Source organism: Methylocella sp. (assembly GCA_037200525.1).
Classification (GTDB): domain Bacteria; phylum Pseudomonadota; class Alphaproteobacteria; order Rhizobiales; family Beijerinckiaceae; genus Methylocapsa.
In genome coordinates, this window is sequence record JBBCGG010000001.1 from 4,403,250 (window position 1) to 4,421,903 (window position 18,654).

General features: G+C 58.7%; 17 protein-coding genes. 10 read left to right on the plus strand and 7 right to left on the minus strand.

The window, feature by feature from the left end; translation table 11 throughout:
* Positions 1 to 34: 34 nt before the first annotated feature.
* The 5 genes from WDN46_21705 to WDN46_21725 form a co-directional block, all read right to left on the minus strand.
* Positions 35 to 757, minus strand: coding sequence for an LrgB family protein (locus WDN46_21705; GenBank protein ID MEJ0095925.1), 723 nt, complete (start codon positions 755 to 757; stop codon positions 35 to 37).
* Positions 757 to 1,101 (minus strand): CidA/LrgA family protein, encoded by a 345-nt coding sequence (locus WDN46_21710; GenBank protein MEJ0095926.1) that lies wholly within the window; start codon positions 1,099 to 1,101, stop codon positions 757 to 759. Before WDN46_21710 ends, WDN46_21705 begins: the two co-directional genes overlap by 1 nt.
* A 360-nt stretch (positions 1,102 to 1,461) precedes the next feature.
* Complete coding sequence (locus WDN46_21715) at positions 1,462 to 2,037, minus strand: hypothetical protein (GenBank protein MEJ0095927.1); 576 nt, start codon at positions 2,035 to 2,037, stop codon at positions 1,462 to 1,464.
* The gene (locus WDN46_21720; GenBank protein ID MEJ0095928.1) at positions 2,034 to 3,026 is read right to left on the minus strand and encodes a DHA2 family efflux MFS transporter permease subunit; all 993 of its coding nucleotides are present in this window, start codon (positions 3,024 to 3,026) and stop codon (positions 2,034 to 2,036) included. Before WDN46_21720 ends, WDN46_21715 begins: the two co-directional genes overlap by 4 nt.
* Entirely contained in the window at positions 3,023 to 4,234 is a 1,212-nt protein-coding gene (locus WDN46_21725) for an HlyD family secretion protein (protein ID MEJ0095929.1), read from the minus strand. Before WDN46_21725 ends, WDN46_21720 begins: the two co-directional genes overlap by 4 nt.
* Before the next feature lie 122 nt (positions 4,235 to 4,356).
* Here WDN46_21725 and WDN46_21730 point away from each other — a divergent pair, with 122 nt between their 5' ends.
* The 10 genes from WDN46_21730 to WDN46_21775 all read left to right on the plus strand — a co-directional run bounded on the left by WDN46_21730 (position 4,357) and on the right by WDN46_21775 (position 15,537).
* Positions 4,357 to 5,046 (plus strand): TetR/AcrR family transcriptional regulator, encoded by a 690-nt coding sequence (locus WDN46_21730; protein ID MEJ0095930.1) that lies wholly within the window; start codon positions 4,357 to 4,359, stop codon positions 5,044 to 5,046.
* A gap of 134 nt (positions 5,047 to 5,180) precedes the next feature.
* Positions 5,181 to 5,900 (plus strand): 2OG-Fe dioxygenase family protein, encoded by a 720-nt coding sequence (locus tag WDN46_21735; GenBank protein MEJ0095931.1) that lies wholly within the window; start codon positions 5,181 to 5,183, stop codon positions 5,898 to 5,900.
* Positions 5,901 to 6,304: 404 nt separating this feature from the next.
* The gene (locus WDN46_21740) at positions 6,305 to 8,722 is read left to right on the plus strand and encodes a TonB-dependent receptor (protein ID MEJ0095932.1); all 2,418 of its coding nucleotides are present in this window, start codon (positions 6,305 to 6,307) and stop codon (positions 8,720 to 8,722) included.
* Positions 8,723 to 9,466: 744 nt separating this feature from the next.
* Positions 9,467 to 10,519: a type III polyketide synthase gene (locus tag WDN46_21745; protein MEJ0095933.1), complete on the plus strand. Its 1,053-nt coding sequence runs from the start codon at positions 9,467 to 9,469 to the stop codon at positions 10,517 to 10,519.
* Positions 10,516 to 11,031: an isoprenylcysteine carboxylmethyltransferase family protein gene (locus WDN46_21750; protein MEJ0095934.1), complete on the plus strand. Its 516-nt coding sequence runs from the start codon at positions 10,516 to 10,518 to the stop codon at positions 11,029 to 11,031. The genes WDN46_21745 and WDN46_21750 overlap by 4 nt, the downstream gene beginning before the upstream one ends.
* A gap of 77 nt (positions 11,032 to 11,108) precedes the next feature.
* Positions 11,109 to 12,587, plus strand: coding sequence for a DHA2 family efflux MFS transporter permease subunit (locus WDN46_21755; protein ID MEJ0095935.1), 1,479 nt, complete (start codon positions 11,109 to 11,111; stop codon positions 12,585 to 12,587).
* Positions 12,584 to 13,387, plus strand: a complete 804-nt coding sequence (locus WDN46_21760) for an isoprenylcysteine carboxylmethyltransferase family protein (protein MEJ0095936.1) — start codon at positions 12,584 to 12,586, stop codon at positions 13,385 to 13,387. The genes WDN46_21755 and WDN46_21760 overlap by 4 nt, the downstream gene beginning before the upstream one ends.
* 75 nt (positions 13,388 to 13,462) lie before the next feature.
* The gene (locus WDN46_21765) at positions 13,463 to 14,392 is read left to right on the plus strand and encodes an alpha/beta hydrolase (GenBank protein ID MEJ0095937.1); all 930 of its coding nucleotides are present in this window, start codon (positions 13,463 to 13,465) and stop codon (positions 14,390 to 14,392) included.
* A gap of 137 nt (positions 14,393 to 14,529) precedes the next feature.
* Entirely contained in the window at positions 14,530 to 15,132 is a 603-nt protein-coding gene (locus tag WDN46_21770; protein ID MEJ0095938.1) for a cysteine hydrolase family protein, read from the plus strand.
* Between the two features lie 84 nt (positions 15,133 to 15,216).
* Entirely contained in the window at positions 15,217 to 15,537 is a 321-nt protein-coding gene (locus WDN46_21775) for an antibiotic biosynthesis monooxygenase (GenBank protein MEJ0095939.1), read from the plus strand.
* A 92-nt stretch (positions 15,538 to 15,629) separates the two neighbouring features.
* Here the strand turns inward: WDN46_21775 and WDN46_21780 are convergent, their stop codons facing one another.
* Positions 15,630 to 16,529, minus strand: coding sequence for a DUF4105 domain-containing protein (locus tag WDN46_21780; protein MEJ0095940.1), 900 nt, complete (start codon positions 16,527 to 16,529; stop codon positions 15,630 to 15,632).
* 879 nt (positions 16,530 to 17,408) lie between these two features.
* A complete protein-coding gene (locus WDN46_21785; protein ID MEJ0095941.1) occupies positions 17,409 to 18,233 on the minus strand; it encodes a sterol desaturase family protein in 825 nt (274 codons plus the stop codon).
* Positions 18,234 to 18,654: the final 421 nt, after the last annotated feature.

An 18,654-nucleotide genomic window follows, 5' to 3' on the forward strand; every position in this document is an offset into this window, starting at 1 on the left:
GGCGAGGCTCGGCGCCTGCCGCCGGCCGCGTCATTCAGGGCGCAACGCCCAAACGCAGCAGCAGCGGCGCTATTATGGCGGTGAGGACAGCGCTCAATCCGATCGCGATTCCACTATAGGCTCCCGCCGTCTCATTGATCTCCATCATCCGCGCGGTCGCGAGCCCATGCGCAGTCGCGCCCGCCGCGAGCCCTTGCGCGCGCATATCCTTGACGCGGATCAGCCGCATCAATGGAATCACAATTATGACGCCGACGATGCCTGTCATAAGCGTAAATGCCGCAGCAAGCGAGGAATTGCCGCCGATCTGATCCGCTATGCCCATTGCGACGGGCGTTGTCGCTGAGTGCGGCGCAAGCGAAAGGACGACGATCTTGGAGGCTCCCATGGCGCGGCTGATCAGCATAGCAGTCAACGAGGTTGTCACGGCTCCTGCGATCACGGCGGGCAGAATGGCATGGACGGCCTTGTGGATCGAGCGAAGATTGTCATAGAGGGGCAACGCCAAGGCGACGGTCGCCGGCCCCAGCAGGAAGCCGACGAACTGGCCGCCCTTCATGTAGTTTGCGTAGGAGACGTGAGTCAGCTTCAGCGCAAGCACCAAAATCACGACGGAGACGAGGACTGGGTTGAGGAGCGCGAATCCGCCGCAACGGCGCTGAATCCAGATGCCGAACCGATATGCCAAAAGCGTGCCGACCAAACCGACGGAGGCGTCCGACACAAAGGCGGCGTCGATGATCCCAGAGGTCTCCATCAGCTTTGTCTTTCGCGGGTGAGATAATGCATCACGCTTGCCGTCACGATCATGCCAAGAACAGTGGAGACGACAATCGATATGCTGATCGGCAAAGCATCCCGCGCCAATATGGGCAGAGCGTTGATCAGGCCAACGCCCGCCGGAACGAAAAGGATCGACATGTTTTGCAGCAACGTTCCGCCCGTCATTCTGAGAGAATGGTCCGGCCCGCCTTGCCGCGCCAACAACGCGAGCAGGATGAGCAGGCCAATCACGGGCCCCGGCAACGGCAAGCCAGTCAGCCGCGCAATCGCATTGCCCACCACGAGGCAGATGAAGAGCGTCGATAAAGCCTTCAGCATTTAATGTCTTCCCGCTCTAGCAAGCGCTTGCTCCTATTTGGATCGAGCGTCCTCTAGGTATTTGTGTTGATTCGAAACGTCATATTTTGGCTGTGGATCACGACCCCGCCTTGGCGCGCGAGACTGAAACCAGCGACTGACGTTGGGTTGTCTCGGGCGAAAGGCGGCCTTCGTCAAGCAGAGGACGATGCTTCCCCGGTCTCGTTTCTCGCGCGATGCGGCCGGCCGATGCCGCATCCACGGCGATCGCTTGCCTCTCGCCCAGCATAGGCGACGGCGTTTTGGCGTCGATCGAGTCGAGACTTTAGTCTATTGCGGCTGATCGTCGCTGCCGTGACTCGCCTCCCCGACGTTCACGCTCTAATGCGCCTCAACTGGCGCGGCGCTCCGCCGAGGCCTTCTCAGCAACACGATTGCGGAAAGGCTGATGATCAGCCCGACGCCAACGATCCAGAAGGCGTCGGAATAGGCTGACACATAAGCCTCCCGCCGGACCTGAGCCGCCAGCGACATAAGGGCCTGCGCTTTGGCCATGGCCGGGTCAGCGAGGCCGTTGCGCAATCCAGCTATGAGCATGGCGAGCCGCTCCTGCGTCCGCGTGGCGTTCTGCGTCATGGCTTCGGCCAGCATCGAGAAGTGGAAATGCTCGCGCCGCTCGATGACGGTCGCCAGCATTGCGATGCCGACGGAGCCGCCGAGATTGCGCATCATATTCGACAGCGCCGATGCGTCCGCCGTGTCGCGCGGGGTAAGGCCCGCGGTGGCGAGTTGCGACAATGGGATTGAGAAGAGGGGTTGACCCGCCGCGCGCAAAAGCTGCGGCAGGATCAGCTGGTCCATGCCAACGTCATGCGTCAGGTTCACATTGATGAAGCAGCTCGATGCAAAGAGCAAGGTGCCGATAACCACGAGAATGCGGGGATCGAACCGCTTCATGAGAAAGGGCATGGCCGGAAACAGCACGAGCTGCGGCAGGCCGCTCCACATGACGACATAGCCGATCTGCTCGGCGTTATAGCCTTGGATCTGCGCGCATAGAGCGGAATCACATAGGTCGATCCGAGCGACACGGCGCCGAGCACCGTCATCAGCGCGCAGGACGCGCCGATCGTTCTGTTGCCAAGGACGCGCAGATTGATGAACGGCTTTGCGGCGGTGAACTCGCGCAGGATGAAGCAGAAGATTCCAATCGTCGCGACAACTGCGAATTGGCTGATTGAGCTCGACTCGAACCATTCCTTCCGCTGCCCTTCCTCAAGCACGTAGGTCAGGCTGGAGAGGCCGATCGCCATCGCCGCAATCCCGATCCAATCGCCCTTCGGAAGCTCGGCCCATCGCGCAGATTGCTTCGGCAAGGCCATCAATTGAATGATCGCGGCGATCGGGCCTGGAATGAGGTTCAGGTAGAAAATGTAGTGCCAGGAGAAATTGTCGGTGAGCCAGCCTCCTATCGTCGGGCCGATGGCTGGAGCAAACGTCGCCGTCAAGCCGAAGAAGGTGATGCCCAATCCTTGCTGTGATTTCGGCAGGCGCGTGCGGATGATGGTCACGGCGGTCGGGATCAAGACGCCGCCGGTGAACCCCTGCCCCGCCCGAAAAATGATGAGTTGGGTCAGCGACGTCGACAGCGCGCAAGCGATCGAGAAGGCGATGAACAAGCCGGTGTTGACCGACAGATAGCGGCGGAGGCCAAAGATCGATCCAAGCCAGCCGGTCAGCGGGATCACGACGATCTCTGCCATCAGATAGGCGGTGGAGATCCAGCTCCCCTGCTCCGCCGAGGCGCCGATGGCGCCTTCAATATTGGCGAGCGAGGAGTTGGTTATCTGAATGTCGAGGATGGCGGTGAAAGCGCCGAGAATGGCGCCGGCGACCGCCAGCCAATCGGCGAGGGAGGCTTTCGCTTCGGGTTCGCCGATCGTCATTGCGAGCTCAGAGCGCCAAGCTGAATTGCCTCGGCGGACTGTTCTTTGGGACGGCCTCGCGTGTCGATCGCCGCCTCCGCAGACAGGCCCGGCCGCAACCGCGCGATCAGCGGATCACGATCGTCCAAAATGATTTTGACCGGAACGCGCTGCACCACTTTGGTGAAATTGCCCGTCGCATTCTCCGGCGGCAGCAGAGCGAATTGCGATCCCGTGCCGGGAGCGAAGCTTTCGATCTCGCCGTGGAAGAGGTGATCGCCGAAAGCGTCGACGGTGAAAGTGGCGGCTTGCCCTTCGGTCATCGAGCCAAGCTGCGTCTCTTTAAAGTTGGCGACGAGATAAATAGCCTTTCCCATCGGCACGATCGTCAAAAGGCTCGTGCCCGGCTGAACGAATTGGCCCTTGCGCAACGCCCTGTCGCCGACCACCCCATCGATTGGAGCTGAAATCGTCGTGTACTCGAGATTGAGCTTTGCCTGATCGAGGTTGATCTCGGCTCGCTGCAGGCTGGCGCGCGCGGCGCCCTCGAGGGAGAGCAGACCATCCGTCTGCTTTTGCGCGGCGTCATAGGTCGCGTTGGCCTTATCGAGCGTCGCCTGCTTAACGAGGAGATCCGAACTCGCCTGATGCGACCGCTGGACAGTCCCCGCGCCGCGGATGAGAAGATTGCCATAACGTTGCTGCTCTTCGGCCGCGAAGTCGAGAGAGGCGGCCGCATTGGCCACATCCGCCTTAGCTTCTTCGATCTTCGCCTGCTGCTGAATGAGCGCGGCTGCAACGCCATCGAGACTGGCGCGCGCCTTATCGAGATCGGCCTGGGACTGGAGAAGCGCGACCCGTAAATCCCGGTCATCGATCCGCGCCAGAACCTGCCCGGCTTTCACAGGCTGGTTGTCGCCCGCGAAAACCTCCGCGATAAAGCCGCCGACCTTTGGCGCCACGACAACCTTGTCGGCCTGCAGGTAGGCGTTGTCGGTCGTCTCTTCGAAACGGCCATCCGTCCACCAATGCCAGCCAAAGCGGCCCGCCGCTCCGACCGCGAGCAAGGCGACAATCGCGATAATGGCCCGCTTGCGCGAGAATCGCGAGGCCGCCTTTTCAGCGCGAGCTCCAGCATCGGGCGCTTTTGGGGGACTCAATCTCGCGGCGGGAGGCTCGTCCCCACGGAGACGAACGATCGTCTCGCTGGCGATCACGCCTTCGCTCATTGCGCCGGTTTGATGAGCATGAGATCTTGCTGAAGCGTCCATTTTTCGACCATTATGAAACAGAACGGTACTGTTCTATACTCAGCGTCGCTGAATGGCAAGCTAAAATTTTGAGGCAGACGATGAACGAGACCCTCGAGGACAGGCCGAAGGAGCTGCGGCCGAAGACGCGCGGCGGCCGTCCAACCAAGGCGGCGGCGGCGCTGCGCGACGAGCGTCTTCTCGAAATCGCGGCCGAGATGTTCATGGAGCATGGCTTCGATGCGACGTCGATGGACCGGCTCGCCGAGACCGCCATGATTGGGAAGGCGACGCTCTATGCCCGCTATGCCGACAAGGCGGCCCTTTTCGCCGACGTTTTGCGCCGGCGCATCCTTCTGATCTATGAGCCGCTGGAGGCGGAATTCGAAAAAGGCCTGAAAGGCAAGGGCCTCGAAGCGACCTTGCTGATCGTGGCGCGTCGGATGACCGACCTTAGCGTGGCCCCCTCCACTATCGCCCTTTTTCGCATTCTCGCCGCTCAAGGGACGCGATTTCCTGAACTCGGCAAGCTTGCCATTCAGGAAGGATTGTATCGGCAAATCAAGATCGTCGAAAAAATCCTGATCCGCTTTTCCGGCGCGCATCGCTATGCAATCGATGATTTATCGCTTGCCGCGGATCTCTTTCTCAGCATCGTTCTCGGCCGCGTGTCCCGAATAGCGCTGCTTGGCGTCCATATGGAGCCGGAAGCGCTCGATCGCCGGGCGCGCGAGGCGGTAAGGATCTTCGTGCGAGGCCTGCTTGAGCCGCCGTCCGCCGACCTCCGCTAAAGCATGATCCCGGAAAGTCGCCAACTTTTCCGATAGGATTGCGCGTTGAAACGGCCATATAAAAACGCAACATATAAAGCGGCGGCCGGCGGACGAGGCTTATATGAGCCATTCTCGCAGAGAGCATTTTTAAAATGAACCAATTCCTTCCCCCCATCGCCGAGTCGCTTAAGCGAGGTGGTTTCGCCTTCGTCGATGCGCAGACGATGGAGATCGCGCTGCGAGAGTCGGGCCTCGCCGAATGGGATAGCTTTGCGCAAAGCTGGAATGACCTCGGGCTCGACACCTACATGGCGGATGGCGGCCGCTACCGGCGGCGCCGTCATGCCGCCTTCGCGAGCGCCGCTGCCGGCGTTTCGAGGAAGCCGCATCAACCGCATTATCAAAGTCGCGACTATAATGCGCTGAACGGCGGTCTTGAGCGGTGGTTCGCCCCGATCACGGATGCAATTGCGAACCATCCGGCAATGCAAGCCATATTGAGCATGTGTTTCGAGTTGTTTGATGGCCTGACGCCAGCAACCCAAAGACCGCCGGCATGGCATGTCGAAGTCCATCAGTTTCGGATTGAAGCTGGTCCGGGGCGGAAGGGACTTCCAACGCCAGAGGGCCTTCATCGCGACGGCGTCGACTGGGTGCTCGTATTGCTGGTGGCGCGGGAAAATATCGCGAGCGGCATGACGACCATCGCTGACAATGACAGGCAGACCATCGGCAGTTTTACGCTGACCCGGCCGCTCGACGCCGCCCTGGTCGATGATAGCCGCGTCTATCACGGCGTGACGCCGGTCGAGGCATCCGACCCCTCGCGCCCGGCCTATCGCGATGTGCTTGTCGTGACCTTTCGACGCTAGAGCGCCATTGCTTCAACTTGAATCGCACGCGCCCTCAATCTCTTTGAATCAAGCCCAAAGAGACCGGATCGTTTCGGGAATCAACGGCGGACGAGGCCGCAAAAAATTCCCGAAGTTTGAAGGGGATTGGCCTCCCATCCGGTGACATGAAACCCCAAAAACGAATGATAAAATCAGATTAGAGATAGAAAAGTTCATTCTTCAAGTAATGAAATTCCTTTTCCAGAGCAGTTATGTAACATAAGAGCCACGGGAAGGCAGTTTCTTACTAAAGAGTATCTTTGTTTATTGCCCTCTCCAATAGCGTTCTTAATGTAGACGCCAGAAGATTGGAATCGGCGGCGGCAAAGATCGGCTAGCCGATTCGACGCTCTATCTGGTTGCCGCTCTGGAGGGGGGATTTCATGAGGATAAGAACGGCTTGGCCGATTGTGGCTGGTGCGGCTTTGGCGGGCGTCGCATTTGGGCCGGCGGCGCTGGCGCAGGATCCCGGCGGCGCTCTCGCCCTGCCTGAGATCGTCGTCCTGTCGCCGACGCCGGTGCCTGGCGGCGGCACAATCGACGCCGACAAGGTCCCGGCCTTCCTATCCACAGTAACGGCGCAGGAATTCGCCGATAGATATTCGCCGGCCGTAACGGATGCATTGACGTCGCATGTTCCCGCGGCGATCGCCATCAACGTCGACGGCACTGATCTCTCGCCCGACCTCTTCTACCGCGGCTTCGACGCCTCGCGCATATCGGGAACCGCGCAGGGGTTGGCGATCTACCAAAACGGCGTGCGCATCAACGAAGCCTTCGGCGACAGCGTCAATCTCGATCTCGTGCCGCCGATCGCGGTGGATCACGCCGACGTCTACACCAACAACCCGATCTTCGGGCTCAATGCTCTGGGCGGCGCAATCAACTTCACGATGAAGAACGGCTTCACCTATCAAGGCGGCGAGGCCTCGCTGCTCGCCGGATCCTTCGGCCGCGTCTGGGGCAATTTCCAATACGGAAAGCAAATCGGCGACTACAGCATCTATTTCGCCGCCGACGCGCTGCGCGACGATGGATACCGCCCCTTCGGATCCTCGAATCTGCAACGAGCCTACGCCGATCTCGGCTACCGCACGCAAGACTCTGAGTTCCACGCCATCGCTTCGTTCGGCCGCTCCTGGCTCGGCGTTCAAGGAGTGACGCCGCAGCCGCTCGTCGATCGGCAATATAATGCCGTTTTCACGACGCCGCAGACAACCAACAACCAGGCCGGCCTCGCGCAGATCACGGCCCGCTTCGACCTTTCGCCGAAATGGTCAGTCGCGAGCAACTTCTACTACCGCCAATTCGATCAATATCACGTCGACGGCAACGACGCCGACATCGAAGATTGCGGCGATCAGGGGGGCGCCCCCGGAAACGCCTGCTTGCCCGCCAGCGGCTCGTTTACCGGCAATCCGAACGATTTCCAGTTTACCAACCACGGGCAGCCGATTCCCTTCCTCGGCGACAGCTTCCCTTATGGAACAACCGCCTATACCGCGACGCACACCAATACTTTCGGCACGCAAATCCAGGCGACGAACAAGGATCGCTACTTCGACCATGACAATTATTTCGTCATGGGCGGCAGCGTCGACACCAGCTCGACCAATTTCTCATCCTCAACCGTGCTCGGCCAACTCAATCCCAATTTCCAAAACGTCTTCAGCGGCTTCCCCGGCTCGGACTCGATCCTAGCGACGGAAGGCCAGGTCGGTTTCGCGCCGGTCTACGTCCATTCGACAGCCACCTATTTCGGCGTCTTCGCGCTCGATACCCTCAACATAACGAAGGAGCTCGCGATCACCGCCGGCGCGCGATACAACGTCGCCAACATCGACCTCCAGGATCTCAGCGGCACGGCCCCAGATCTCAACTCGACCAATTCCTACAGCCGCATCAATCCGGTCGTCGGCCTCACCTATACCGTCTCGCCTGCCCTGACCTTCTATGGCGGCTACTCCGAGGCGAATAGGGCGCCGACGCCGCTCGAAAGCCAATGCTCCAATCCCGCCCTGCCCTGCGTTCTCGAAACGGCGCTGGTCTCCGACCCTCCGCTGCAGCAGGTCGTCTCGCACACCTTTGAAGGCGGCGTTCGCGGAACCTTCGCCATGCCGAGCAACTACGGCTCGCTGGCCTATAAGGTTGGATTCTACCACACCACCAGCACGAACGACATTGTGAGCGAGGCGAGCGAGATCTCGGGACAGGGGTTCTTCACCAACGTTCCCGAGACCCTGCGGCAAGGCGTCGAGTTCGGCGCCCAATATAATTACGGCGCGTTCAGTTTTTACGGCAACTACGCCCACGTCGATGCGACCTACCAGTTCTCCGCGACGTTCTCCTCGCCGATGAACCCATTTGCCGACGCGAACGGAAACATCTTCGTGCATCCCGGCGATCACATTCCGGGGATTCCGCAAAACCTCGGCAAAGTCGGCTTCGATTACGCTTTGACGCCGAATTGGAAGTTTGGGGCCGATGCGATCTTCGTCGGCAGCCAGTATTTCGTCGGCGACGACGCCAACCAGAACCCGCAGTTGCCCTTCTACTACGTCATCAATCTGCACAGCTCGTATCAGGTCAATGATCACGTCCAAGTGTTCGGCCTGATCAACAACGTGCTCAATCGTCAATATGCAACGTTCGGAACTTTTTTCGATACCGGAACAAGCGCTGGCAACGTCAATCAGACCCTGTTCAACAACAATCCCGACAATGGCGGCGTCGGCAACGCTCGAGCCGTCACCGTCGCCCAACCCATATCGTTCTACGCCGGGGTGAAAGTCACGTTCTGATCCAGGGAGCCGACCGCGCCTTCTTGCAGGAGGCGGTCAGCTAGCCCGGCGTGCAATTTCGCACATCGCCGGAAGATGATGTCCGCTAGCCCTGAGCTACTATTTCAGCACCTAAAAATTTACAATTATGAGCAGCCGATGGCCATCTCTCCGCCGCCATCCTTTCGCACGAGCGATGCGCGGGCCGGAAGCCGCTTCGGCGGCGGGACTTGGCCATCCCATTCCTAAGCCGCGTCGCGAGCTTCAATCGGCGTTGATCCGCGTCCAAAAATACGGAGCGCAGGCGGGTCGAGACCTGGTCTTGCCGTAAGTCTCGCAGACGCGCTATAAGCACCCGCTTAGCCGAGCGAAATCATCCCAGCTTTTATCAACTTGGGCGCGGGTCGCTCAACAAAGTCACGATCGTTGCGCGCGATTGCGATCCATGTTTAAGAGCAGATTGATGATTTCCCAGCCGAAGGTCCGCCGACTGAATAGGTTTATCGATGTCCGAGAGTTCAGGCTAATTTTCTAAAGGATAAAATCATACAAATCCTGCCCATTAGGACATCTTCTTGCGCAACGGATGCCTAACGAGCCACTCAATAAGAAGAGTTTAATGATGATCCATTGCAATCGATTGTGATTAGTGCGGTCAACGCTCATGCGCTATGATAATAGTTGCATAAAATTTATACATCTGTCCAAATTTCTGCTCCCTTCTTAGTCGCTGACGCCGCCATGGGCTTGCGCGAAAGGCTCTTTATGAACGATGCAACCGCGCTGGTGTCCGTCGCAACCGCCTCGCCCCCGCATAATTTCTTTCAGCGAGATGTTGCCTCGCTCGCCCGCAGCCTTTTTGGCGAACGCTATCCGGACTTCGAGCGACTTTCGCGCGTCTTTTTGAACACCGGCATTGTCCAGCGCCAGGGCGTGAAACCCGTTGAATGGTATCTCGAGCCGCGGGCCTGGCCCGAACGGACGCAAGCCTATCTTGAAGGGGCGCGCGATCTATTCGTCGCCGCGACTGAACTTGCGCTCAGCCGCGCTGGGCTGACCGCTGCGCAGATCGATACGGTCGTCGCTGTCTCATCGACGGGGATTGCGACGCCGAGCCTCGAAGCGCGCGCGGCGGCTCATGTCGGATTCCGGCGAAATATCTCGCGCGTTCCTATTTTTGGCCTCGGCTGCGCAGGCGGGGTCACGGGACTTTCGATCGCTTCGCGTTTGGCGCAGGCGCAACCAGGCACGAATGTTTTGTTCGTCGCCGTCGAACTCTGCACCTTGGCGCTTCGTCTCGACGAATTGACTCCCGCCAATATCGTGGCCACGAGCTTGTTCGGCGACGGCGCCGCCGCCTGCATTGTTCGCGCGGGCGATGGCGGCGATGTTCTCGTCGAGGGCGCAGGCGAGTATCTGTGGCCGGACACGTTGGACATCATGGGCTGGAGCGTCGATCCGGAGGGATTTGGCGTGATCTTCCAGAGCTCCATTCCTGCGTTTGTCCACGAAAATATGCGCACCGCGGTCAGCGACATTTTAGCGCGCTTCGACCTCTCAATCGACGATGTCGAACGATTTATCTGTCATCCCGGCGGCGCCCGCGTGGTCAAGGCGCTTGAGGCTGCGTTGTCGTTGGGTCAAGGCTCGCTCGATCACGAGCGAAGCGTTCTGGCCGATCACGGCAATATGTCCGCCCCAACGGTTTTGTTCGTCCTTGAACGGATGTTGAAGAGCAAAATGCCGAATCGAGCCGTTATGACCGCGCTCGGACCAGGATTTACCGCCAGCTGCGTCTCCCTGCGGCGGGCCGCATGAGCCTCTCCGCCATCATATTGGCGTTGGTGACCGCGCAGCGGGTCGGCGAGCTGCTTCTGTCGCGGCGCAATACCGCGCGCCTCGTGGCGCGGGGCGCGATCGAAATCGGCAAGTCCCATTATCCCTATCTCGTCGCCATGCATGCCGCCTGGTTGCTGACGATCTGGGCGTTGGGGGTCGGCCAACCGGTCCAGTTCTTCTGGCTTGCCTTGTTTTGCTGTCTGCAGGTTTTGCGGGCGTGGGTCATTGCGACGCTCGCTGGCCGCTGGACGACGCGGATCATCGTGCTGCCTGGCGCAGATCTCGTGAAAAGCGGTCCATATCGTTTCATATCGCATCCCAATTACATCGTCGTCTGCGCGGAAATTGCCGTCTTCCCGATGGTCTTCGGCCTGCCTTGGGTGGCCGTCACGTTTTCCATCCTTAACGCTCTCGTCCTCGCCGTCCGAATAACAATCGAGAATCGCGCCCTGGCGGCGAACTCATCTTTGTTTCCGTCCGTCAGGTCATGACCTCCGAGAGCGCGCCCTATATCGAAGCGCAATCCTTCGAAAGAGCCCGCATCGGCACATGGTTTGGATTCGGCCTGATGTGCCTTGGCATGTTCATGGCGATCCTCGACGTCCAAGTCGTGGCGACATCGCTGCCCAATATTCAGGGCGCACTCAACATCAAGCCCGACGCGATGAGCTGGATTCAAACAGCCTATTTAACGGCGGAGGTGGTTGCGATCCCGCTGACCGGCGGACTGATGCGCGTGTTCACCATGCGCTGGCTGTTCGTCGGGGCGACCGCCGCTTTCACCTTCGCGTCGATCTGCTGCGCCTTCAGCAGCGGCTTCTCGAGTCTTGTCGCGTTCCGCGTCATCCAAGGATTTTCGGGCGGAACCCTGATCCCTTTGGTTTTCTCGGCCGTCTTTCTCTTGTTTCCCAAGCGGCAAGAAGGCCTCGCGACGACGCTCGCGGGCGTCCTCGCCATGCTTGGCCCAACCGTCGGACCAATTGTCGGCGGCTGGATCACCGAGACCTATTCATGGCACTGGCTGTTTCTCATCAATGTCGCTCCGGGACTGATCGCAGTCGGCTTGACCCCGGCGTTGCTGCCGCGCGATAGGCCGGATTTACGCCATGCAAGGACTCTCGATTGGCTTTCGCTCATCCTGCTGATCATCGCCTTGGCATGTCTTGAGATCGGATTGAAGCAGGCGCCGGAGGCGGGTTGGACGGCCGCATCGACATTGGGTCTGCTTGGCGCAAGCGTCCTCGCCGGGGCCTTTTTCGCGAAGAAAACCTTGAGGGCGGCTCAAAAGATCGTCGATCTCGCCACGTTGAAAAACCTCTCTTTTGCGATTGGCTGCGTTCTCAGCCTCTGTCTTGGCGTCGGGCTGTTTGGCTCTGTCTATCTGATGCCTGTGTTTCTCGCCTATGTCCGCGGTCACGACTCGTTGGAGATCGGCACGGTCATGCTGGTGACCGGCTTGGCCCAACTGGCGACGGCGCCGCTTGCAGTCTTTCTCGAAACCAAGATCGACGCTCGCCTATTGACGGCGCTGGGCTTTGCCCTGTTCGCGCTGGGTCTTGGAGCCTCCGCGTTCGACACGATCGACGCCGACTTCGATGAGATGTTGTGGCCCCAAATCATACGCGGCGTCGCGATCATGTTCTGCCTGCTTCCGCCAACCCGCATCGCGCTCGGCAACCTTTCGCCAAAGCAAGTTCCTGACGCAAGCGGACTGTTCAATCTGATGCGGAATCTCGGAGGGGCGATCGGCCTCGCCCTTGTCGACACCGTCCTTTATGGACGCATCCCGATCCATGCCGAGGCGTTGAAAGTCGGCCTCATGGCGGGCGATGCATCGGCCGCGCTCGCGGTCGGACTTTCGCCAAGCAGAGTTGCGCAGAAAGCCGGGGCGCCTATCGACGCGGCGACTGAAGCCTATGTGCGGCCCTTTGTCGAAAGAGGCGCTTTCGTGATGAGCGCAAACGAAGCCTGGCTTCTGCTAGCCGCCTTTTCTCTCATCGGCTTGGTGGGGATTGCATTGCTCGCGAAAAGGTCCGCTCAAAGGTGACGACCCGTTCGACGCGCGCGGCGATCGCGATCATCTATGGCCTTTGCTGCCACGCCGCCTTCGCGCTCGGCGTCGGAGCAATGATGGCTGCGATGTTCTTCGGCATGAGCCGCTCGCTCGGCGCGCTTTCGGCGCCATGGAGTTTTGCGGCCAATGGATTTCTCCTGATCCAATTTCCCATTCTGCATTCATGGCTGCTATCGCGACCGGGGCGCTCGCTCCTGAGCCGTCTGGCCCCGTTCGCTCTCGGCGATCGGCTTACCACGACGACATATGCGTTCATTGCGTCGGTGCAGGTGGGGCTGCTGTTTGTCTTGTGGTCTCCCTCGGGAATCATATGGTGGCAAGCGAGCGGTCTCGCGCTAGCCGCTATCAGCTCCCTTTACGCGACCGCTTGGCTGCTTCTTTTGAGATCGATCATCGACGCCGGCTTTGCAATGCAGGTCGGCTTGCTGGGTTGGCGGGCTGTCGCGAAGGATGTCGCGCCCAAATATCCTCCGATGCCAAAGCTCGGTCTTTTCCGCATTTGCAGACAGCCTATCTATGTTTCGTTTGCGTTGACGCTTTGGACAACGCCGACCGTGACGCCGGATCAGCTGGTCGTTGCGACGGCTCTGACGGCCTATTGTCTGATCGGACCGATGTTCAAGGAGGCCCGCTTCAAGCGCTTATTCGGGGACCAGTTCGAGGCGTATCGACAAGAGGTGCCTTACTTGCCCCAGTGGCCGCGCCGCTCGGCGTTGATCCTTCAGAGGGAAGCCGGTCCGGCGCGCTGCGATTCGAGCTTGCCAAACATTTAGAAAGCGCAGCGACTGAACGCTCGCCTCGTCCGAAGCGCGCAATTTCGATGTCATTCGTAGAAGGTTCGTCGAACCATGAAACGTAGATCTTTCCTCGCCGCAACCGCGACTCTTTGCTCTGCAATCGCATCAAAGTCGTTTGCCGCGTCCCCTGCCATATTTTTGGGCTACGACCAGGAGCAGCTCGACAAAGCTTACGACCAATCCTTTTGGGCGCCGCAGATGAAGGAGTCCGAAGCAACCGACAGCGCGGCGAGCGTCGCGGTGCGCCGAGCGATGCCGCCCTCGACGGAACAATACGGGCCGAATGCGGCCGATCTGATCGACATTTTCGCGCCGGTCGGAGCGCATGACGCGCCGATCTTCGTCTACATCCACGGCGGCGCCTGGATCCGCAATACAAGGCTGGACGCCTCATATCCGGCCCCTACCCTGACCGGTCGCGGCGCCGCCTATCTCGCGCCCGATTTCGGGAGCCTCAAGACTTCGCGCCTGCCGGAGATGGTGGAGTCATGCCGCCTCGCCCTGGAATGGACGGCGCGCAATGCCGCCAGCTTCGGCGGCGATGCTACCCGAATCTTTCTCGCCGGCCACTCCTCCGGCGCTCACCTTGCGGCCTGCGCGCTCGCCACCGACTGGACCGCCCGCGGCCTGCCAGCCGACCTCATCAAAGGCGCTTTCTTAATGAGCGGCATGTATGATCTTTATCCGGTGCTTCTTTCGTCGCGCAGGAGCTTCCTGCATCTCACGGAGAAAGAGGCGACGGAGTTTAGCCCGATACGGCATTTGGACCGCATCAACTGCCCGGTCGCCGTCCTCAACGCCGATCAGGACAGCCCCGAATTCAAGCGCCAATCAGACGTTTTCGCCGACGCGCTGAGGGGCATGGGGCGGCTGGCGAACCGCACCGTCGTGTTCAACGCCAACCATTTCCAAGAGCCCGAGCAACTGACCCGGGCCGATAGCGAGGTCAGCCAGGCGGTCTTCTCCCTGATGGGACTGTGACGCCTCGCAGGCATGTTTTTCCGCGATCTGCAATGGTATCTTCCTCAATTCGGCCAATCATTGTATCTGGGGCGCAACACGAGCTTCCCATTCCGAACATCCGCCGCAAACCCGTGCGCAACCCTTGGAGTTTATCGATGAGCCCACCCAAATCGCTCCTGCAAATGGTCGGCGCGCCGGCGCATCCTTCACCGCTTGAGCGCTCGGCGCTCATTCTCATCGATATTCAGCGCGAATATTCCGACGGCGCCGTGCCTTTGGCGCGCGTGCATGAAGCCGCGGCCGAGGCCGCAAAAGTGCTGGAACTCGCGCGCCGCCATAACGTCCCGGTTTTCCATATCGCGCACTCGACCGGTCCCGGCGGACCGGTGTTTGACCCAAACGGCCCTTACTACGCTTTCCTTCCGGAAGTAGCGCCCTTGGCCTCGGAGACTGTTGTCGTAAAACCCCATGCGAATTGCTTCATCAAGACGGATCTCGATCAGTTGATCCGGCCCACCGGCCGACAGGAATTGATCATTGTGGGAAATATGACCCATGTCTGCGTTTCGGCCACGGCGCGATCGGCCGCTGAGCAATACGGCTACCGCGTCACCGTTGTTGGCGATGCAACTGCGGCGCGAGATCTGCCAAATCCACTCGGGGGAGTGGTCGAAGCCGAAACCGTTCGGCAGACGGCCTTGACAGAACTCGCGGATTTTTTCGCCATCGTCGTCAAGGACGCGTCCGCGTGGGGCTGACCCCTTTCGCCTAGCTCCAAGGCCCGCGACTTGATAGGTCGCGGGCTTCCATTAGAGATCCCGCCCCAGCCGAGAGGACAGCCCATGTTCATCGCCATGAACCGTTTCAAAGTCATCAAGGATGAACAAAAGGCGTTCGAGAATATCTGGCTGACGCGAGATTCACGGCTCGACGAGGTCAAGGGTTTCGTCGCCTTCCATATGTTGCGCGGGCCGGAGCGCGAGGATCACGTGCTCTATTCTTCGCATACGGTCTGGGCGACGCAGGAGGATTTCCTCGCCTGGACAAAATCCGAACAATTTCGCGCCTCTCACAAGCAAGCCGGCGATCGCAAACCCATGACGCTCGGTCATCCGGAATTTGAAGGGTTTGAAGTCATTCAAACGATCGAGGCTAGCTCGTAAGGCGAATAGAGAGTGATCCCAGAAATGTGAAGGGACTGCTTTAAAGCTGTGCATTCACAAGGATAGCGCTGCTCCGTCCCTGAGTGAGCGCCTCAATGCGGCGCTGGCAAGCCGGCCCGCATCCTCTCGCCAAATTCTATTTCGCTCAATCCCATTTCGATGCGATCCGAAACAGCCGATCGTTCGATAAGCTTGGCCAGCGGAAGCGACGTATCAACGAGACCGTTCTCATAGGCATAGGAAGGCAGAAAGCCGTTGAGCACGACACGCCAGTCCACCGGGAACGTTGGGCTGAGGGCGCGCAACATCACAAAAATGGTCGTCGTGCAGTTTGTCGTGAGAGTATTGTAGAATTGCGGATGATCGGCGAGATCGCTGGCCTGCTGGATATATTCCAGAAGAAGCCCCCGCGCAGCCTCGGGCGTCGTTCGAATCCGATAGAGCCGCACGTCCTCGTGATCGGCCTTTCGCAAAAAGAGAAAATCGCGTTCATCGGCGGCGAGGAAAACGAGCTCGTACCGCTTGAAAAATCCTGCGATCGCCGAAAAAGCCTCGTCTCTTTCTTTTCGGATCTCGATTGAAAACATAAGATAGCGGCCATCCTCGAAGCCAAAGCTGACCATCGAGTGGGCGACCAGCGGACCCATAAAATACACGAGATAGAAATCGACGGATTTTACTTTCGAAAGATCATAGCTGCGGTCTTCCCAATTTTCCGTAAAGTCCGCGCGCGATCGCCATTTGAAATTGCGCACATTCTTCAGCGCGAGTTCATTGCCGCGCGCTATGCCTGTGACGCCATGAGCGACGTCGGGCGCCCAGTCGCGGTCATTGCTCGGCTTGATCGTTCCCCACCAAATGAGGAGCGTGGCGAAGGCCAGCGCATAGGCAAAGCCCAAGCGCCAGCGCCGTCCCAGGCCGACGAGGGCCAGAACAGCCAGAAGATCCAGCAGAACGGCAACGCCGATTCGCAGGACTGCGGGGCCCGGCATCTGGAACCATATTGCGAAGGACCCCAATACAGCTGACACAAGGACAACGACGACAAGACAGAAGAGCCCAAGGCTTCGCGCAAAGCGGGGCATATTCATCAAACCACAGCACGAAGAATCTTCAACTCGGCGTCGTTGGAGTGAGAACATCTCGTGAAAGTATTTTTATTTATCACAAATTTCCTCAAATATTTAATATAATAACACGTATTAACTCTGCTACAACAAATAAAATAGAACATATAAATGTAAATTGATATTTATCACTTTTAAGATAAGAAGTACTAAATACAATATTTGTAACTCTATACATACGACATCCTATCAAAATACAAAAAATACCAAAATAATAAAGGATCGATGTGCCAAATGAAGTAAGGAAAAATACAGCAAATGGAATCTGCACCTCACCTAATGCTACTTGCCGAAGCTGGCCCGAAAGAGTTGGGCCCTGATCGAACGTTACGGCTGCAAGAAACGATCCTCCGCAAGTCTCTTTGCCGCTTTGCACGAGAGAATCAAGATTATTTTTTGGAATCTCTATTTATTTCAGCGCTAAGGATGGGCATTGAACTAAAGCTTCCGAAGTACCGTCATAATATTTCTCAGCTATTTTGTAGAGTTCTGACTGATGAATGACGATAGGATTGAGACTAACAACATCAATAAACGAATATCGTAGGGTGGCCATCCAATCGTAGGAAGCAAAGCAATAGCTAGGTCATTCACGGATTCGCCGTCCGTTCCAATCAAAGCCTTTCAGCTTCCAGAGGGCGGCGGAGTACAAACAAATTCATCGCCAACTTGTTTTAAAAAATGGCGGTGTTTTGCTCATCTGTCATTCGACAAAATATTTCGCGCACAATTGTTTTGGCCGCCTCAACGCGCGATCTTGTTCGAAACCGCGCCGGCTTTCGCCCGCGCCTGTCCGCGGTCGCCGACCTTATCCCAACGCGTCGAAAAAGCCGTGTCGCAGAGGCCGGGACTGCCGAACCCATCGCTGAAACTGACATTGCTGCGGCGGTGATGCTCGGCGTGCGCCTTGCTGGTCAAGAGCGCGGCGAGCGCGCCGATGATGCGTCCCTTCAACCCGGTCGCGCCGCGCGGCAGGCGAACCGAGAAATCATAGCCCGAATGTTCGTAGAGGCCGCCGAATGCGCCAAGACCGGCGACGAGCAGGTGAAACCCAATGTCCGCCCCGGCGCCGACGAGGATCAGCGGAACGAGATAGGGCAAAACGATCTCGAGAAAGAAATCGGCGGCGCTCATATAGCAGGCGCTAATGCTCCTGCTGGCGCTTGTCGAATGATGCACGCTATGACCCAATTTGCGGATCAAGCCCGGCCGGTGCAGCAAAAAACGGTGCGAGGCATATTGCACGACGTCGTGCCCGACGCCCATGAACGCGAGGGCGATCAGAAAATGCAATGCTCCCATATGCGGCGCGCCGACGAAAGCGAGCCCGGCAAACTGCAGCAACGCCATCGCCGGCAACATAATGAAAAACTGATTGGCGAGCACGCGCGGCAAAAGCTCGAAATAGCCGAGCCGGTCGACCGGTCGAACCTTGAAGGAGCGCAGCCGTCCCGTGCGGTCGCACCATTCGAAAACCAGCCCGACGCAGTGATAAATGACCATCTGGCCGAGGCAGGCTAGAACCGAAAGCGGGAGCCACCAGGGCAAAGAGCCGTTCAAGTCAGCCACGTCAAAAGCACCTTTCGAAGCGCAAAGCTGTCACCCATATACCCTCGCGCCAGAGTTTTCGGCAAATCCCGCCGCGAAACTCGATCCTCATGCCGAGGAAGGCACCGATCGAGGCGCGTGGGCGGCTCGGCGGATAGGCTGAGGCTTTGAGAGCAGGCTGCGCCTGCTTCCCGCGAGCGCCGCCGAGTTTCAATCCTATTTAACTCAACACATAATTTCAGCCGAAAAGTCCATGACTTTTTGCCGATCACAGTTTCTAACTATTTGTTCCAACACGTGATCTTGCCGCAATGAGCTGCGACGCCGCGCCTAATGGTGCCAGCGCAAGTTGCTGCGCTCTTGCCAATCCGCGCAGATTAATTAGGACAGGACGGATCGAGGCGCGATCTGACGCAATGGGACGGAAGGGACATGGGACTTT

Excerpts from the sequence above, each read along its gene's own strand:
- WDN46_21730 (MEJ0095930.1), top strand. The coding sequence starts at position 4,357 with ATGAACGAGACCCTCGAGGACAGGCCGAAGGAGCTGCGGCCGAAGACG.
- WDN46_21710 (MEJ0095926.1), bottom strand. The coding sequence starts at position 1,101 with ATGCTGAAGGCTTTATCGACGCTCTTCATCTGCCTCGTGGTGGGCAAT.
- WDN46_21755 (MEJ0095935.1), top strand. The coding sequence starts at position 11,109 with ATGTGCCTTGGCATGTTCATGGCGATCCTCGACGTCCAAGTCGTGGCG.
- WDN46_21725 (MEJ0095929.1), bottom strand. The coding sequence starts at position 4,234 with ATGAGCGAAGGCGTGATCGCCAGCGAGACGATCGTTCGTCTCCGTGGG.
- WDN46_21715 (MEJ0095927.1), bottom strand. The coding sequence starts at position 2,037 with ATGAAGCGGTTCGATCCCCGCATTCTCGTGGTTATCGGCACCTTGCTC.
- WDN46_21775 (MEJ0095939.1), top strand. The coding sequence starts at position 15,217 with ATGTTCATCGCCATGAACCGTTTCAAAGTCATCAAGGATGAACAAAAG.
- WDN46_21770 (MEJ0095938.1), top strand. The coding sequence starts at position 14,530 with ATGAGCCCACCCAAATCGCTCCTGCAAATGGTCGGCGCGCCGGCGCAT.
- WDN46_21750 (MEJ0095934.1), top strand. The coding sequence starts at position 10,516 with ATGAGCCTCTCCGCCATCATATTGGCGTTGGTGACCGCGCAGCGGGTC.
- WDN46_21720 (MEJ0095928.1), bottom strand. The coding sequence starts at position 3,026 with ATGACGATCGGCGAACCCGAAGCGAAAGCCTCCCTCGCCGATTGGCTG.
- WDN46_21745 (MEJ0095933.1), top strand. The coding sequence starts at position 9,467 with ATGAACGATGCAACCGCGCTGGTGTCCGTCGCAACCGCCTCGCCCCCG.
- WDN46_21765 (MEJ0095937.1), top strand. The coding sequence starts at position 13,463 with ATGAAACGTAGATCTTTCCTCGCCGCAACCGCGACTCTTTGCTCTGCA.
- WDN46_21780 (MEJ0095940.1), bottom strand. The coding sequence starts at position 16,529 with ATGCCGGGCCCCGCAGTCCTGCGAATCGGCGTTGCCGTTCTGCTGGAT.
- WDN46_21705 (MEJ0095925.1), bottom strand. The coding sequence starts at position 757 with ATGGAGACCTCTGGGATCATCGACGCCGCCTTTGTGTCGGACGCCTCC.
- WDN46_21740 (MEJ0095932.1), top strand. The coding sequence starts at position 6,305 with ATGAGGATAAGAACGGCTTGGCCGATTGTGGCTGGTGCGGCTTTGGCG.
- WDN46_21735 (MEJ0095931.1), top strand. The coding sequence starts at position 5,181 with ATGAACCAATTCCTTCCCCCCATCGCCGAGTCGCTTAAGCGAGGTGGT.